Here is a 14,542-nt window from a genome sequence, read left to right on the forward strand (position 1 = left end):
CATGAACCGGAGGTCCTTGGATCTTCGGTTTTTTTGACTTTTAAGGAAACATATAGTAGAGTGGAAGAGGAGAGAATCTTATTTGATGAGAAGAGAGTTAGAATCATGTATGTAACCTATCACTTTAAAGAGCGCTTGCGCTTGTTTTTGAGTTTATTTTTGCCGATTTTAATCTACCAATTGGCCAATTATTCAGCCAGCTTTGTCGATACAGCCATGACTGGTCAGTACCGGACCCTTGATTTGGCTGGTGTTTCTACAGCTACCAGTCTGTGGAACCCATTTTTTACTTTCCTGACCGGGATTGTCTCTGCACTGACGCCGATTGTTGGGCATCATTTAGGCAAGGGAAATAAAGAACGGATTGCTGGCGATTTTTACCAATTCCTCTATATGTCGTTTGCTATGGCCATTCTCTTAATAGGCTTTGTCTGGGGGATTGCGCCCATGATTCTCAAGCAGATCGGATTAGAAAATGTTGTTGCTCAAATAGCCATTCGCTACTTATATTTCCTTTCTCTAGGGATCTTACCCTTGTTGCTCTTTAGTATCGTGCGAACCTTCCTCGATACGTTGGGAATGACGCGACTATCGATGTACTTGATGCTCTTGCTCTTGCCTTTGAATGCTTGTTTTAACTATATCTTGATCTATGGGGCTTTTGGCTTTCCTAAGATGGGAGGAGCAGGAGCAGGTCTTGGAACCTCTCTGGCCTACTGGGTCTTGCTGGCTATTGCAGTTTTGATCTTGTGCAAGCACCCTAAGGTAGCACCTTTCCAATTGTGGAAGCCGCAACCTTATGATTTTAAAGGGATGAAAGAAGTATTGCGCCTTGGGCTTCCAATCGGTGGAATTGTTTTTGCAGAAGTCATCATCTTCTCGCTGGTTGGCCTGTTAATGGCAAAATTCCCATCACTCACCATCGCTAGTCACCAATCGGCCATGAATTTTTCTACCCTGATGTATGCTTTCCCGGTTAGTATCTCAAGCACCATGGCTATTATCGTGTCTTACGAACTAGGAGCAGGAAGACCAGAAGTGGTCAAACAATATTGCCGTTTGGGACGGCTGACAGCCTTTGCCTTTGCCATTGTCACCCTCGTTTTTCTTTATACATTCCGCTTTCAATTGGCGGGGCTATACGGGAAGGATCCAGTCTTTGTGCAACAAACTGCTATTTTTATGACCTATAGTCTCTTTTTCCAAGTAGCTGATACCTTTGCAGCACCACTTCAAGGGATTTTGCGGGGCTATAAGGATACAACCGTTCCTTTCTTATTAGGAGTTTTTAGTTATTGGTGTATTTCTATTCCTTTAGGGATTTTCCTTGATCATGTGACCAACCTTGGTCCCTATGCCTATTGGATCGGTCTTATTTCTAGCCTTGTCGTGAGTGGTATTTGCTACCAACTTCGGCTCTGGCAGATCGAAAAAAAGCAAACAAACTAAACTAAAGTCTAGGAGACCAGGCTTTTTATGTACGTAAATAGTATAAATTTTCTGAAAGTTCTTGACAATTGATGTCAAAGTGGTAAGATTAGGAGGTAGAAATGAAGAACTAGAAGGAGAACAAGATGAGAAGTGATATGATCAAAATGGGGATCGACCGTGCACCAGCGCGTGGTCTCCTCTATGCGACAGGGCAAGTAAAATCAGCAAAGGATATGCAAAAGCCCTTTATTGCCATTTGTAACTCCTATATTGATATCGTTCCAGGCCATGTTCACCTGCGTGAGTTAGCAGATGTTGCCAAGGAAGCTATCCGCGAGGCTGGTGGGATTCCTTTTGAATTTAATACCATCGGGGTCGATGATGGAATTGCTATGGGCCATATCGGGATGCGTTATAGTTTGCCATCTCGTGAGTTGATCGCAGATGCTGCTGAAACAGTCATCAACGCCCACTGGTTTGATGGTGTTTTCTATATTCCCAACTGTGACAAGATTACACCCGGAATGATTTTGGCAGCCATGCGGACCAATGTGCCTGCTGTATTTTGTTCTGGTGGACCCATGAAGGGTGGCGTTGACATGACGGGGCATCAAGCAACTCTCTCAAGTTTGTTTGAAGCTGTGGGTACTTATCAAGCTGGTGATATGAGCATGGATGAGCTGGATTTCTTGGAAAAAAATGCCTGCCCAACCTGTGGTTCTTGCTCTGGTATGTTTACTGCCAATTCCATGAACTGTTTGATGGAAGTATTAGGCCTTGCTCTTCCAGGAAATGGTACCATCCTAGCGGTTTCGGATGAACGCCGTGAATTGGTTCGCCAAGCAGCCAAACAATTGGTTGAGAATATTAAAAAGGATATCCGTCCACGGGATATTGTGACCAAAGAAGCCATCGATGATGCCTTTGCGCTTGATATGGCCATGGGTGGTTCAACCAATACTGTTCTCCATACGCTTGCGATTGCGCGAGAGGCAGGGATTGACTATGATCTCAAAGATATCAACGAAATTGCCAAGAAGACACCTTATCTCTCTAAAATTGCACCTTCAAGTGTCTACACTATGCATGATGTGCACGAAGCTGGTGGTGTTCCAGCCATTATCAATCAGTTGATCAAAAAAGGTGCCATCAAGGGTGATCGTATCACAGTTACTGGTAAAACCTTGAAAGAAAACGTAGCTGGTGCTGAAATCAAAAATGAAGAAATTATCCATCCAATCGAGCATCCGATTTCACCTGTAGGTGGTTTGTCGATCCTCTATGGAAATATCGCTCAGGATGGAGCTGTTATCAAGGTCGGTGGGGTCGATCCATCTGTGACCACTTTCCGCGGTAAAGCTATTTGTTGCGATTCACAAGATCAAGCCCTTGAGTTGATTGACAATGGAACTGTCAAGAAGGGCCATGTCGTTGTCATTCGTTACGAGGGTCCTCAAGGTGGACCTGGTATGCCAGAGATGCTAGCGCCAACCTCTAAGATTGTCGGACGCGGTCTTGGTAAGGATGTGGCACTGATTACGGATGGTCGTTTCTCAGGAGCTACTCGTGGGATTGCTATTGGTCATGTTTCTCCAGAAGCGGCAGAAGGTGGTAATATCGCCCTAATCAAAGATGGGGATGAAATCGTGATTGACTTACCAAATCGTACCCTTGATCTACTTGTCGATGATGCAACTCTTGCAGAACGTCGCAAACATTTGAAACCTTTCAAATCAAAAATCTCCAGTGGTTGGTTGCGTCGCTATACAGCCTTTGCCAAATCAGCCAACGTCGGTGGAACCTTGATGAGTGACGAAGAATTCGAAGAACGGAAAGCAGAACGTCAAGCCCAAGAAAAATAAGAAAAAACCTTTCCTGCTATGTGATATCACAAGCAAGAAAGGCTTTTTTAGTGGAACCATTATTTGGTGCGCATTTCACCTTGAGGGAAGTAGGTTCCTTCAGGCATATCGTTAATGATGACGTGAACAGCTGACTGAGGAGCACCAGTATTGCGGACAACAGCTTCGGTTACTTCCTTGGCCAAGGCTTTCTTTTGTTCCAAGGTGCGTCCTTCAAATAGGTCAATTCGTACAAATGGCATATGGCCACCTCCTAAATTTTTTATAGGACTATTTTATCACATTTTGGGATACAAAGCTTAGCAAAATTATGGTAAAATGATAATGAAACACATTTTAGAGAGAACAGAAGGAAAATGGCACAATTATATTATAAATATGGGACCATGAACTCGGGGAAAACCATTGAGATTTTGAAGGTGGCCCATAATTATGAAGAGCAAGGCAAGAGCGTCGTCATCATGACCTCGGCAATCGATACACGAGATGGAGTAGGAGTAGTTTCTAGCCGGATCGGTATGAAACGCGAAGCTGTTGCGATTGAAGACGATACGGATATCTTTGGCTTTATTAAAAACCAAACGATCAAACCTTACTGTGTCTTAATCGATGAAGCTCAGTTTTTGAAACGCCATCATGTCTATGATCTGGCAAGAGTCGTGGATGAACTGGATGTGCCGGTCATGGCTTTTGGCCTCAAAAATGATTTCCAAAATGAACTCTTTGAAGGTTCCAAACACCTCCTCTTGTTAGCCGACAAGATCGAGGAGATCAAAACCATCTGCCAATACTGTTCTCGTAAGGCGACCATGGTTTTGCGTACCCAAGCAGGTAAACCTGTCTATGATGGAGAGCAGATCCAGATCGGTGGACACGAGACCTATATATCCGTTTGCCGCAAGCATTATTTTAATCCAGACATACCAACTGAAAGCATCTAGATCGTTTTAGAGAGGATAATAATGTCTATTTGTTTAAAAGATATTACAATAGAGAATTATTTTGACGTTTTAAATCTAGAAGTTCATCCAAACCAAAGGAATTTTATTGCATCCAATTCCATTAGCTTAGCTGAAGCCTATGTATATGATAAAAATGGTGATTTTATAGCTCCCTTAGCAGTTTATGATAAGGAAGTATTAGTTGGTTTTGTTATGATTGCCTATGACCAGAAAATTGGGATCAGCAAGGGAAATTACTTGTTATTTCGTTTTATGATCGATAAACGATTTCAAGGTTTAGGCTATTTTAAACCGACTATGGATGCAGTCATTGACTTTGTTCGAACAGAGCCAGCTGGAAAAGCAACAAGTCTTTGGTTATCTTATGAACCGGAAAATAATCAAGCGAGATCTTGCTATCTCCATTATGGATTTAAAGAAACTGGCGAAGTCATAGAAGACGAAATTGTAGCAATCTATGATCTAACAATCAAGAATTAAGGAGCAAACATGAATATCTATGATCAACTACAAGCTGTAGAAGACCGATACGAAGAGTTAGGAGAGTTATTGAGTGACCCAGATGTGGTCTCTGATACCAAACGCTTTATGGAGCTTTCAAAAGAAGAGGCTTCCACTCGTGATACGGTGACAGCTTACCGAGAGTACAAACAAGTCCTTCAAAATATCGTCGATGCTGAAGAAATGATTAAAGAAGCAGGCGGAGATGCGGAGTTGGAAGAAATGGCCAAGCAAGAACTTAAGGATGCTAAGGCTGAAAAAGAAGAATACGAAGAAAAACTGAAAATCTTACTTCTTCCAAAAGATCCAAACGATGACAAGAACATTATCTTGGAAATCCGTGGAGCAGCAGGAGGAGACGAAGCCCAGTTGTTTGCTGGTGACCTCTTGCAGATGTACCAAAAATACGCGGAAAGCCAAGGCTGGCGCTTTGAAGTCATGGAAGCTTCCTACAATGGCGTTGGTGGGATCAAAGAAGTCGTAGCCATGGTTTCTGGTCAATCAGTTTATTCAAAACTCAAGTATGAATCTGGTGCTCATCGGGTGCAACGGGTTCCAGTGACAGAAAGCCAAGGTCGTGTCCATACCTCTACAGCAACCGTTCTGGTCATGCCAGAAATCGAAGAAGTCGAGTACGACATCGATCCAAAAGACCTTCGGATTGATATCTACCACGCATCTGGTGCGGGTGGACAGAACGTCAATAAGGTCGCAACAGCCGTTCGTATCGTCCACTTGCCTACCAACATCAAGGTCGAGATGCAGGAAGAACGGACACAACAGAAGAACCGCGAAAAAGCCATGAAGATCATCCGTGCGCGTGTGGCTGACCACTTTGCTCAGATTGCCCAAGACGAGCAAGACGCTGAGCGGAAGTCAACCATCGGTACTGGTGACCGTTCTGAGCGGATCCGGACTTATAACTTCCCTCAAAATCGTGTGACCGATCACCGGATTGGCTTGACCCTTCAAAAACTGGATACTATCTTATCTGGTAAATTAGACGAAGTGGTCGATGCTTTGGTCTTGTATGATCAAACACAAAAACTAGAAGAGTTGAACAAATAATGTTGTTGGGACCATTATTAGCCCAGTATGAAGAAGAATTAATAGCCGTTGGAGAGGAAGCAGAAAGCCTCTCCTTCGTGTATCGAGCTTTAAAAAACTGGACCTTTACAGACTTTGTCCTTGCCTTGCAAAAAGAAGTGGAAGTAGAGGATCAAGCCTTGCTTGGTTCCATCTTTGAGCAGTTGAAACATCACATTCCTGCCCAGTATATTATTGGCAGTGCAGAATTTTGTGGCCATGTTTTTACAGTGGATGAACGCGTGCTGATTCCACGCCCAGAAACAGAGGAGTTGGTGGCTCTCATTCTCGAAGAAAACGATGAGAAAGCCTTGCGAGTTCTGGATATTGGTACAGGAAGTGGTGCTATCGCTATTAGCTTAGCCCTTGCTAGACCTACCTGGCGGGTTCAAGCTAGCGATGTATCAGAAGAGGCTTTAGCCCTGGCTCAAAAAAATGCCAAGCAGCTAGAAGCAGTCCTTGCCTTCAAGTCGTCAGATGTACTGGACGAACTAGAAGGTCCTTATGACCTGATTGTATCCAACCCTCCCTATATCTCTCGGGATGATGTAGAAGAGGTTGGAGCCAATGTTTTAGCCTCTGAACCCCACTTAGCTCTCTTTGCAGACCGTGATGGATATGCTATCTACGAAAAGATTACCCAGCAAGCACCAAGTGTTTTAACACCAGACGGAAAGATCTATCTAGAAATTGGCTATAAGCAAGGAGCCAAAGTAAAAGAGCTCTTTCAAGAAGCGTTTCCTAACAAACGAGTTCGCGTTCTGAAAGACCAATTTGGACAAGATAGAATGGTAGTAGTAGACAATGGATCACATTGAGAAAGAATTAGAAGCAGGACGTGCAGTTATTCTGCCAACTGAGACAGTCTATGGTATTTTCGCCAAAGCTTTGAATCAAGAGGCAGTCGATTATATATACGAATTAAAACGTAGACCGAGAGACAAGGCTCTGAATTTAAATGTAGCCGATGAAAAAGCGATTCGACTTTATTCGAAAAATCAACCTAGTTATTTAACAAAACTAGTTGATTCATTTTTACCAGGACCTCTGACTATTATTCTTCAGGCGAATGACAAGGTGCCAGACTGGATTCATTCAGGATTGGATACAGTTGGTTTCCGTATACCGGCTCACCCAAAAACGTTGGAATTAATTCGTAAATATGGCCCTTTGGTTGGTCCCTCGGCTAATCTTTCAGGTCATGCAAGTGGAACAAAGTATAAGGCTATTATAAGCGAATTTGATCAAGTGGTTCCTGGTATAGAGGATGATGACTTCTTGACTGGCCAAGATTCAACTATTTTGGATATCTCTGGTTCTAAAGCTAGGATTTTGAGGCAAGGTTCGATTACCAAAGCTGATTTGCTTGCACAAGTGCCCGAGATTTCCTTTGAGGAAGATGAACTTCCTCAGTGATAATGTACATAAATAATTTTTTATAAAGGAGTAGACCGATGATTTTTGATAAAGAAGATTACAAAGCCTATGATGCAGACCTATGGAATGCGATCGCTAAAGAGGAAGAGCGTCAACAAAACAATATTGAGTTGATTGCTTCTGAAAATGTCGTCTCTAAGGCAGTGATGGCTGCTCAAGGGTCTATTCTGACCAATAAATATGCCGAAGGTTACCCTGGTCGTCGTTACTATGGGGGGACAGATGTGGTCGATGTGGTCGAAAGTCTCGCGATCGAACGGGCCAAAGAAATCTTTGGCGCTAAATTTGCGAACGTTCAACCGCATTCAGGAAGTCAGGCAAACTGTGCTGCCTATATGGCCTTGATTGAGCCTGGTGATACTGTCATGGGGATGGATCTAGCTGCTGGTGGGCATTTGACGCACGGAGCTTCTGTGAGCTTCTCTGGCCAAACCTATAACTTTGTGTCCTATAGTGTAGATCCTGAAACAGAGCTCTTGGATTTTGACGCCATCTTAAAACAAGCCCAAGAAGTGAAGCCAAAACTCATCGTTGCTGGTGCCTCAGCCTACTCTCATATCATTGATTTCTCTAAATTCCGTGAGATTGCAGATGCAGTAGGAGCTAAGCTCATGGTTGATATGGCCCATATTGCTGGTCTAGTTGCAGCAGGTCTTCACCCAAGTCCAGTTCCTTATGCCCATATCACGACAACAACCACTCACAAGACCCTTCGTGGTCCTCGTGGTGGCTTGATCTTGACCAATGACGAGGAGTTAGCTAAGAAAATTAATTCTGCTATCTTCCCTGGTATTCAAGGAGGACCACTAGAGCATGTCGTTGCAGCTAAAGCCGTTGCTTTCAAAGAAGCGTTGGATCCTGCCTTTAAAGAGTATGCAGCTAACGTGATTAAGAACAGTCAGGCTATGGCTGATGTCTTCTTGCAAGATCCTGATTTCCGTGTCATTTCAGGCGGAACTGAGAACCACCTTTTCCTTGTCGATGTGACTAAAGTCGTTGAAAATGGGAAAGTGGCGCAAAACTTACTAGACGAGGTCAACATTACCCTCAATAAGAACTCTATTCCTTATGAAACCTTGTCTCCATTTAAGACCAGTGGGATTCGGATTGGTGCAGCAGCCATCACTGCTCGCGGTTTTGGTGAAAAAGAAAGTCGCACCGTTGCTGAACTCATGATCAAAGCGCTGAATAATGCGGATAATCAAGAAGTATTAGACGAAGTGCGTAGCCAAGTCAAAGCCTTGACAGACGCCTTTCCACTTTACGAGGACTAAACCATCTTATGGATATTTACGTAAAAAAAGCCATCATTCATCAATTTAGCCCAGACGATACCGATCTCTATCTGGCAGATAAATTTCTCAATATCACACCTAAAATCGAGGAATACTTGCGTAAGAAGATTGAACGGGTCTACTCGGATGAAGCCAGGACCGGTATTTTCGAAGAGGACAATCCTTTTCTTGAGATGATTTCAGATGACCTATTAGAAACTTCGGTCGCAGTAGCAAATCGCTGGAAGGAAGAATTTGTCGTCTCTGAGAATCAAAAGACCAACGATTTGGTGTTCATTCAATTCTCAAAAGAAGGGGTGGACCATTTTGCCTTTCTTCGGATCGCCTTACGGGAAACCTTGACGCATCTTGGTGGTGAAGTGGACAATCCGATTAAGTTGACGCAAAATAATCTACCTGGTTTTGGGACTGGTGCAGATGAAGCTTTGGTCATCAATCTTCAAAGCCGCAAATACCACTTGATTGAAAAACGGATCAAGTACAACGGGACTTTCTTGAACTATTTTTCTGAGAATCTGTTGCAGGCGCAACCCAAGATCTCCCCTAAAAAATCGATCAAGGCGCTAGAAAAAACAGCCCAAAAGATTGCGGAAAGCTTTAACACAGATGATTTTCAATTTCAATCAAAGGTTAAATCAGCTATTTTTAACCATATTGAGGAAGAAAATAAACTCTCTCCTGAGAAATTAGCGGATGATCTCTTCGACGACAATCTGACAGCTCGCCTTAGTTTTATTGACCAAGTTAAAGAAGCTGTACCAGAGCCTGTCACCTTTGAAGAGATTGATGCAAGTCGCCAGTTGAAGAAGTTCGAAAATCAGAAATTGTCATTGTCAAATGGAATTGAACTGATCGTTCCGAATAATGTCTATGAAGATGCAGAATCTGTTGAATTTATTCTAAACGAGAACGGGACCTATTCTATTCTGATCAAAAATATTGAGGATATACAGAGTAAATAATGATTAAACGCATAGTGAAGATCTTCTTATTCATCTTACTAATATTTGGAATCTACAAGGGAATTCAGATCCACCGTGATGTTAAACAAGTCATGCAGTATCGCTCTCTGGTTAGAGAAGTCCTTGCTGAGGAGGACACCACAGCCAATGAAAACCTTATTCTGGCTATGATCTATACAGAGACCAAAGGCCGTGAAGACGATGTCATGCAGGCTAGTGAGAGTGCAAGTGGTGAAACCAATACCATTAGTGATAATAAGGCCAGTATTCGCCAAGGTATTCAGACTCTTTCAGATGAGTTAAAAGAAGCCAAGAAAAAAGGCGTTGATAGCTGGACAGCCGTTCAAGCCTATAATTTCGGGAAAGACTACATTGATTATGTGGCTAAACACGGTGGGACAAATTCCCTAGAGTTGGCCCGAGCTTATTCACGGGATGTAGTAGCGCCAAGTCTTGGCAATGTAACCGGTGAAACTTATCTTTACCTCCACCCTATCTCTCTTTTAAACGGGATGGAACTCTACATTAATGGGGGTAACATTTATTATTCTCGTTTAGTAGAAACCAATATGACGATTATGAAGTTATTTTCATGGTTTTAATCATTTTCCAGAGAGCCAATTGGCTCTTTTTTAAGCTGATCAGTTCTGCCTCCGGTTTTTAGGGAAAATAAAAATGTCATGCATTCTTAAAAAAACTGTAAGCTAGTTTTAAGAAATCAACTGTATAATGAAAATCGAAGTGGGTAAACTCTTTATTTACTTCTTTTTTCATCTCTAGTGAGGTGAGAAAGGTAATATGAGATACCCAGAGGTAATTTGAATTAGAAAGAAGAAAAAGATGAAATTAAAGAAGATTGCATTGTTTGTAACGACGACTTTGGCTTTGTTGACAGCTGTCCCTCGGGTTTCTGCAGATAGCAATGTGCAGAAAGTCATCGATGAAACCTATGTCAAACCAGACTATGTTTTGGGCTATTCACTAGACCAAAGTCAAATCGAACAAACTTTGAGTCTCTTGAACTACGATAGTTCAAAAGATAAAGAAGAGTGGAAGACCATGACACCAGAGGTTTATTCTTCGATTATGAACGTTGCCAACGATGATAGTTTGGAACTTTATTCCTCTGTTAAAATTCAAAAATTAGGCAAAAATAAGCCACTAGAAGTGAATATCGTGACACCTCAAAATATCACCAAGGTCACTGCAGATATGTATCGTAATGCAGCCGTTACACTTGGATTGGAGCATGCTCAAATTACAGTAGCTTCACCTATACAAGTGACTGGAGAAAGTGCTTTAGCTGGGATCTATTACTCGCTTGAGAAAAATGGTGCCAAAGTTTCTCAAGAAAGCAAAGATCTGGCCCAAGAAGAGTTAAAGACTCTATCCGGGATCAATGAAGAAAACGCTGGTAAGAAAAACTTCGATGCTGATAAGTTAAACGTAGCATTGACCGACATAAAAACGGCAGTAGCCAATGCCAAACAGAACAATCAGGATTTAAGCAAGGATGATATTCGAAAGATCGTCGAAGAAACCCTGAAAAATTATAAGCTGGATACAACTGTAACAGGTGATCAGATTAATTTGATCGTGAATTTCGCAGTCAACCTCTCAAAGAGTAGTGTCATCAGTAGCAAAAGCTTTACGAAGACCTTGTCGGATCTGAAAGATAGTATCGTAGACAAGGCAGGCGATACCTTTAATAATATCAATCTCAATTTTGATACAAATGCTATTCTAAAAGACAGTGGAAACTTCTTCACAAATGCGTGGAATGCCATTGCTGGCTTCTTCGGAGCCATCTGGAATGCCATCGTTAAATTCTTTAGTGGCTTAGTTGGCTAAAAATAGCAGGAAAGCACTCCTGACAAGAAGTCAGAGTGCTTTTTGTGTGTTTAGCTGCTTGAAGGTTATTTGAAAATAGTTGCTGCGTAGCAGAAAAGAGTTGCAAAGAATTGAAAAAGATAGTATACTTTGAAAAGCAAATTAAAGGAGGACTTATGTTAAAAGCTTATAAAAAATTTTGGGAAGGCTATGCAGATTTTACCGGTTACTCAACAGTATCTGAATACTGGTGGCCACACTTCATTCATTTGCTTATTACAATGCCATTGTTTTACGCTTTAATACAACTTCAAATCGATCCTAATGATGTGTCTGCTTATCAAATGATTTATTCGTTGCGCCCGCTTTATTCTGTATTTGGCCTCATAATTTTCCTACCTTCATTAACCCTTTCCGTTCGGCGTCTAAGAGATGCAGGATTGCATTGGTTATATCTTCTTGTTGGGCTTATTCCATACGTAGGTTGGTTTTTCATGCTTCTATTTATGATCTTACCAACAAATCGAGATAAGGAAGTAGAAACTGATTAAGTTAATAAAAGATCTTGAAATCATAATTATTTCAAGATCTTTTATTTTATATGGCTTTGCTATTTTTAAGCTCGTGAATCAAGGTCCACTGGACCTTAGACTCGCTTTTCTATTTCTTGGCTCGTGAATCAAGGTCCCCCGGACCTTTTTTTATTCCCACTCTACAGTTGCAGGTGGTTTACTTGTGATATCGTAGACGATGCGATTGACGTGGTCAACTTCATTTACGATACGGACTGAGATTTTTTGGAGGACTTCCCATGGAATCTTCGCAAAGTCAGCTGTCATTCCGTCGATAGAAGTGATAGCACGAATGGCAATCGTATAGTCGTAGGTACGGCCGTCACCCATAACACCTACTGAACGAACGCCTGTGTTGACAGTGAAGTATTGCCAGATATCGCGATCAAGACCAGCCTTGGCGATTTCTTCACGGAGGATAGCGTCTGATTCACGGACTGTTTCAAGTTTTTCTTCAGTGATTTCACCCATGACACGGATAGCAAGACCTGGTCCTGGGAATGGTTGGCGCCATACGATGTGGTCTGGCATACCAAGTTCAGTACCAAGAGCACGAACTTCATCTTTATAAAGAGTGTTCAGTGGCTCGATGAGTTCAAACTGCATGTCTTCTGGAAGTCCACCCACATTGTGGTGAGACTTGATAGTTTGAGCAGTATCCGTACCAGACTCGATCACGTCTGTGTAGAGAGTTCCTTGTGCCAAGAATTTCACATCTTTGAGTTTACTTGCTTCGTCATCAAAGACATATACAAACTCGTTACCGATAATCTTACGTTTTTGTTCTGGATCTGATACGCCAGCCAATTTGTCTAAGAAACGTTTGGCAGCATCTGCTTTAACGATATTGAGACCAAACTTGCCACCAAGCATATCCATCACTTGGTCAGCTTCCCCTTTACGAAGAAGACCGTGGTCTACAAAGATACAGATCAATTGATCGCCGATAGCTTTTTGAAGGAGAACCCCAACAACGGAAGAGTCAACACCACCTGAAAGACCAAGAAGGACACGTTTGTCTCCGACGGTTTCACGGATTTTTTTGATCTGCATGTCAATGAAGTTGTCCATGGTCCAGTCACCTTTAGCCCCACAGATGTTCAAGGCAAAGTTACGCAAGATGTCATAACCGTGAACAGAGTGACGAACCTCAGGGTGGAATTGGATTCCGTAGATTTTCTTGTCTGGATTTTCAATCGATGCAAATGGACAGTCAGCAGAAGTACCAGTGCGGATAAAGTCAGCCGGAATTTCTGTAACAGCATCTCCATGGCTCATCAAGACTAATTGTTTGTCTGGTGTACCGGCAAAAAGAGCAGAAGACTCTGTCAAAGTCAATTCAGATTGACCATATTCGCGGTTACCAGCATCACCTGCAGGAACGACCTTCCCGCCCAATTTATGGGTCAATAATTGCATCCCGTAACAGATTCCAAGGATTGGAATACCGAGTTCGAAAATTTCAGGATCGATATCAAAAGAACCTTCCTCGTATACAGAGTTTGGTCCGCCTGAAAGAACGATCCCGACTGGATTGATTGCACGAACTTCATCAGCAGAAATCTTGTGGCTCTTCAACTCTGAGAAGACACCAATTTCACGAATACGCCGTGAAATAAGCTGATTGTATTGGCTACCGTAGTCAAGCACAATGATTTTTTCAACATCATGCAAATCAGTTGATAGGTTTGTCATCTTATCCCCTTCTTAAAGAAATTTACTTTCCTCTATTCTAACACAAAAGCCTTGTCTTTACCAATCTCTGATTGAAGAATTAGGAATTTTACGCTACAATAGAGATAACACAGAGAAAGAGCAAGGTTATGATTCCAGCTTATATTCAAATTCATGATCAGATTAAGTCTGAGATTGATCAAAAAATATGGAAAATCGGGGAGCGTCTTCCCAGCGAACGCGATCTAGCTGAGAAATTTCAAGTGAGTCGGATGACGCTTAGGCAGGCTATTACCCTTCTGGTTGAAGAAGGAGTGCTTGAAAGACGTGTAGGAAGTGGTACCTTTATCACCAGCACGCGCGTTCAAGAAAAAATGCGGGGCACAACCAGTTTTACAGAGATTATGAAATCGCAAGGCAAGGAACCTTCTAGCCAAGTGATTTCTTACCGGAAAACCATTCCTAGCCTCCAAGAAGTGGACAAATTGGGCATTGATAAGACAGAAACCATCATTCGGATGGAGCGGGTCCGGTATGCCGATGGGATCCCTGTTGTTTATGAAGTGGCCTCTATTCCAGAGAAATTTATTAAGAATTTCAATCGTGAAGAGGTTACCAGCCATTTCTTCCAAACCTTGGAGCGTCATGGCTATAAGATTGGAAAGTCGCACCAGACCATCTATGCGCGATTGGCCAAGGATAAGATTGCGGAGTACTTACAGATTTCAAAAGGGCAGGCTATTTTAGGTCTGACACAGGTTTCCTATTTTGAAGATGGGACGGCTTTTGAGTATGTAAAAAGTCAGTATGTCGGCGAGCGGTTCGAATTTTATTTAGAAAATAACTAAGCTCGCAAATCGTAAAAATAGAAAACTCTTCAAATGTGTGAGAGGCTCACTCTCTTTGGCATTTGGGAGCTTTTTTTAGGTT

At 42.3% G+C, this 14,542-nt stretch carries 15 protein-coding genes; 13 read left to right on the plus strand and 2 right to left on the minus strand.

Going from position 1 to position 14,542, the window contains the following annotated elements; genetic code table 11:
* Positions 1–105 precede the first annotated feature (105 nt).
* Both ACESR9_RS00630 and ilvD read left to right on the plus strand, forming a co-directional pair.
* Positions 106–1,449 carry an MATE family efflux transporter gene (locus ACESR9_RS00630; RefSeq protein ID WP_373104922.1) on the plus strand — a complete coding sequence of 448 codons (1,344 nt, stop codon included), beginning with the start codon at positions 106–108 and terminating at the stop codon, positions 1,447–1,449.
* A gap of 125 nt (positions 1,450–1,574) precedes the next feature.
* Positions 1,575–3,293 carry a dihydroxy-acid dehydratase gene (gene ilvD / locus ACESR9_RS00635; protein ID WP_373104923.1) on the plus strand — a complete coding sequence of 573 codons (1,719 nt, stop codon included), beginning with the start codon at positions 1,575–1,577 and terminating at the stop codon, positions 3,291–3,293.
* 59 nt (positions 3,294–3,352) lie between these two features.
* Here ilvD and ACESR9_RS00640 read toward each other — a convergent pair whose 3' ends face one another.
* The gene (locus ACESR9_RS00640) at positions 3,353–3,535 is read right to left on the minus strand and encodes a 4-oxalocrotonate tautomerase (RefSeq protein ID WP_001117401.1); all 183 of its coding nucleotides are present in this window, start codon (positions 3,533–3,535) and stop codon (positions 3,353–3,355) included.
* 114 nt (positions 3,536–3,649) lie between these two features.
* Between ACESR9_RS00640 and ACESR9_RS00645 the strand changes: the two genes are divergently transcribed.
* From ACESR9_RS00645 to ACESR9_RS00690, 10 genes are all read left to right on the plus strand, one after another.
* Entirely contained in the window at positions 3,650–4,234 is a 585-nt protein-coding gene (locus ACESR9_RS00645) for a thymidine kinase (RefSeq protein ID WP_373104933.1), read from the plus strand.
* 21 nt (positions 4,235–4,255) lie between these two features.
* Positions 4,256–4,735, plus strand: coding sequence for a GNAT family N-acetyltransferase (locus ACESR9_RS00650; RefSeq protein ID WP_070505571.1), 480 nt, complete (start codon positions 4,256–4,258; stop codon positions 4,733–4,735).
* Between the two features lie 9 nt (positions 4,736–4,744).
* Positions 4,745–5,824 (plus strand): peptide chain release factor 1, encoded by a 1,080-nt coding sequence (gene prfA / locus ACESR9_RS00655; protein WP_373104936.1) that lies wholly within the window; start codon positions 4,745–4,747, stop codon positions 5,822–5,824.
* The gene (gene prmC, locus ACESR9_RS00660) at positions 5,824–6,660 is read left to right on the plus strand and encodes a peptide chain release factor N(5)-glutamine methyltransferase (RefSeq protein WP_373104938.1); all 837 of its coding nucleotides are present in this window, start codon (positions 5,824–5,826) and stop codon (positions 6,658–6,660) included. Before prfA ends, prmC begins: the two co-directional genes overlap by 1 nt.
* Positions 6,647–7,258, plus strand: a complete 612-nt coding sequence (locus ACESR9_RS00665; RefSeq protein ID WP_023918104.1) for an L-threonylcarbamoyladenylate synthase — start codon at positions 6,647–6,649, stop codon at positions 7,256–7,258. The genes prmC and ACESR9_RS00665 overlap by 14 nt, the downstream gene beginning before the upstream one ends.
* A 38-nt stretch (positions 7,259–7,296) precedes the next feature.
* Positions 7,297–8,553: a serine hydroxymethyltransferase gene (glyA, locus tag ACESR9_RS00670; RefSeq protein WP_373104940.1), complete on the plus strand. Its 1,257-nt coding sequence runs from the start codon at positions 7,297–7,299 to the stop codon at positions 8,551–8,553.
* A gap of 8 nt (positions 8,554–8,561) precedes the next feature.
* The gene (locus ACESR9_RS00675) at positions 8,562–9,536 is read left to right on the plus strand and encodes a nucleoid-associated protein (protein WP_023918106.1); all 975 of its coding nucleotides are present in this window, start codon (positions 8,562–8,564) and stop codon (positions 9,534–9,536) included.
* Complete coding sequence (locus ACESR9_RS00680) at positions 9,536–10,138, plus strand: lysozyme family protein (protein WP_373104942.1); 603 nt, start codon at positions 9,536–9,538, stop codon at positions 10,136–10,138. Before ACESR9_RS00675 ends, ACESR9_RS00680 begins: the two co-directional genes overlap by 1 nt.
* Before the next feature lie 238 nt (positions 10,139–10,376).
* A complete protein-coding gene (locus ACESR9_RS00685) occupies positions 10,377–11,387 on the plus strand; it encodes a DUF1002 domain-containing protein (RefSeq protein ID WP_373104944.1) in 1,011 nt (336 codons plus the stop codon).
* Positions 11,388–11,542: 155 nt separating this feature from the next.
* A complete protein-coding gene (locus ACESR9_RS00690) occupies positions 11,543–11,917 on the plus strand; it encodes a DUF805 domain-containing protein (protein ID WP_195529450.1) in 375 nt (124 codons plus the stop codon).
* Between the two features lie 150 nt (positions 11,918–12,067).
* On the opposite strand, the gene guaA is transcribed toward ACESR9_RS00690, so the two are convergent.
* Positions 12,068–13,633: a glutamine-hydrolyzing GMP synthase gene (gene guaA / locus ACESR9_RS00695; RefSeq protein ID WP_049485834.1), complete on the minus strand. Its 1,566-nt coding sequence runs from the start codon at positions 13,631–13,633 to the stop codon at positions 12,068–12,070.
* Positions 13,634–13,761: 128 nt separating this feature from the next.
* Here guaA and ACESR9_RS00700 point away from each other — a divergent pair, with 128 nt between their 5' ends.
* Positions 13,762–14,460 (plus strand): GntR family transcriptional regulator, encoded by a 699-nt coding sequence (locus ACESR9_RS00700; RefSeq protein ID WP_003007291.1) that lies wholly within the window; start codon positions 13,762–13,764, stop codon positions 14,458–14,460.
* Positions 14,461–14,542: the final 82 nt, after the last annotated feature.

Source organism: Streptococcus parasanguinis (assembly GCF_964238605.1).
Classification (GTDB): domain Bacteria; phylum Bacillota; class Bacilli; order Lactobacillales; family Streptococcaceae; genus Streptococcus; species Streptococcus parasanguinis_AJ.

What these genes read in the sequence shown, in the direction of transcription:
- ACESR9_RS00630 (WP_373104922.1), top strand. Translation starts at nt 106, where the DNA reads ATGTATGTAACCTATCACTTTAAAGAGCGCTTGCGCTTGTTTTTGAGT.
- ilvD (WP_373104923.1), top strand. Translation starts at nt 1,575, where the DNA reads ATGAGAAGTGATATGATCAAAATGGGGATCGACCGTGCACCAGCGCGT.
- ACESR9_RS00640 (WP_001117401.1), bottom strand. Translation starts at nt 3,535, where the DNA reads ATGCCATTTGTACGAATTGACCTATTTGAAGGACGCACCTTGGAACAA.
- ACESR9_RS00645 (WP_373104933.1), top strand. Translation starts at nt 3,650, where the DNA reads ATGGCACAATTATATTATAAATATGGGACCATGAACTCGGGGAAAACC.
- ACESR9_RS00650 (WP_070505571.1), top strand. Translation starts at nt 4,256, where the DNA reads ATGTCTATTTGTTTAAAAGATATTACAATAGAGAATTATTTTGACGTT.
- prfA (WP_373104936.1), top strand. Translation starts at nt 4,745, where the DNA reads ATGAATATCTATGATCAACTACAAGCTGTAGAAGACCGATACGAAGAG.
- prmC (WP_373104938.1), top strand. Translation starts at nt 5,824, where the DNA reads ATGTTGTTGGGACCATTATTAGCCCAGTATGAAGAAGAATTAATAGCC.
- ACESR9_RS00665 (WP_023918104.1), top strand. Translation starts at nt 6,647, where the DNA reads ATGGATCACATTGAGAAAGAATTAGAAGCAGGACGTGCAGTTATTCTG.
- glyA (WP_373104940.1), top strand. Translation starts at nt 7,297, where the DNA reads ATGATTTTTGATAAAGAAGATTACAAAGCCTATGATGCAGACCTATGG.
- ACESR9_RS00675 (WP_023918106.1), top strand. Translation starts at nt 8,562, where the DNA reads ATGGATATTTACGTAAAAAAAGCCATCATTCATCAATTTAGCCCAGAC.
- ACESR9_RS00680 (WP_373104942.1), top strand. Translation starts at nt 9,536, where the DNA reads ATGATTAAACGCATAGTGAAGATCTTCTTATTCATCTTACTAATATTT.
- ACESR9_RS00685 (WP_373104944.1), top strand. Translation starts at nt 10,377, where the DNA reads ATGAAATTAAAGAAGATTGCATTGTTTGTAACGACGACTTTGGCTTTG.
- ACESR9_RS00690 (WP_195529450.1), top strand. Translation starts at nt 11,543, where the DNA reads ATGTTAAAAGCTTATAAAAAATTTTGGGAAGGCTATGCAGATTTTACC.
- guaA (WP_049485834.1), bottom strand. Translation starts at nt 13,633, where the DNA reads ATGACAAACCTATCAACTGATTTGCATGATGTTGAAAAAATCATTGTG.
- ACESR9_RS00700 (WP_003007291.1), top strand. Translation starts at nt 13,762, where the DNA reads ATGATTCCAGCTTATATTCAAATTCATGATCAGATTAAGTCTGAGATT.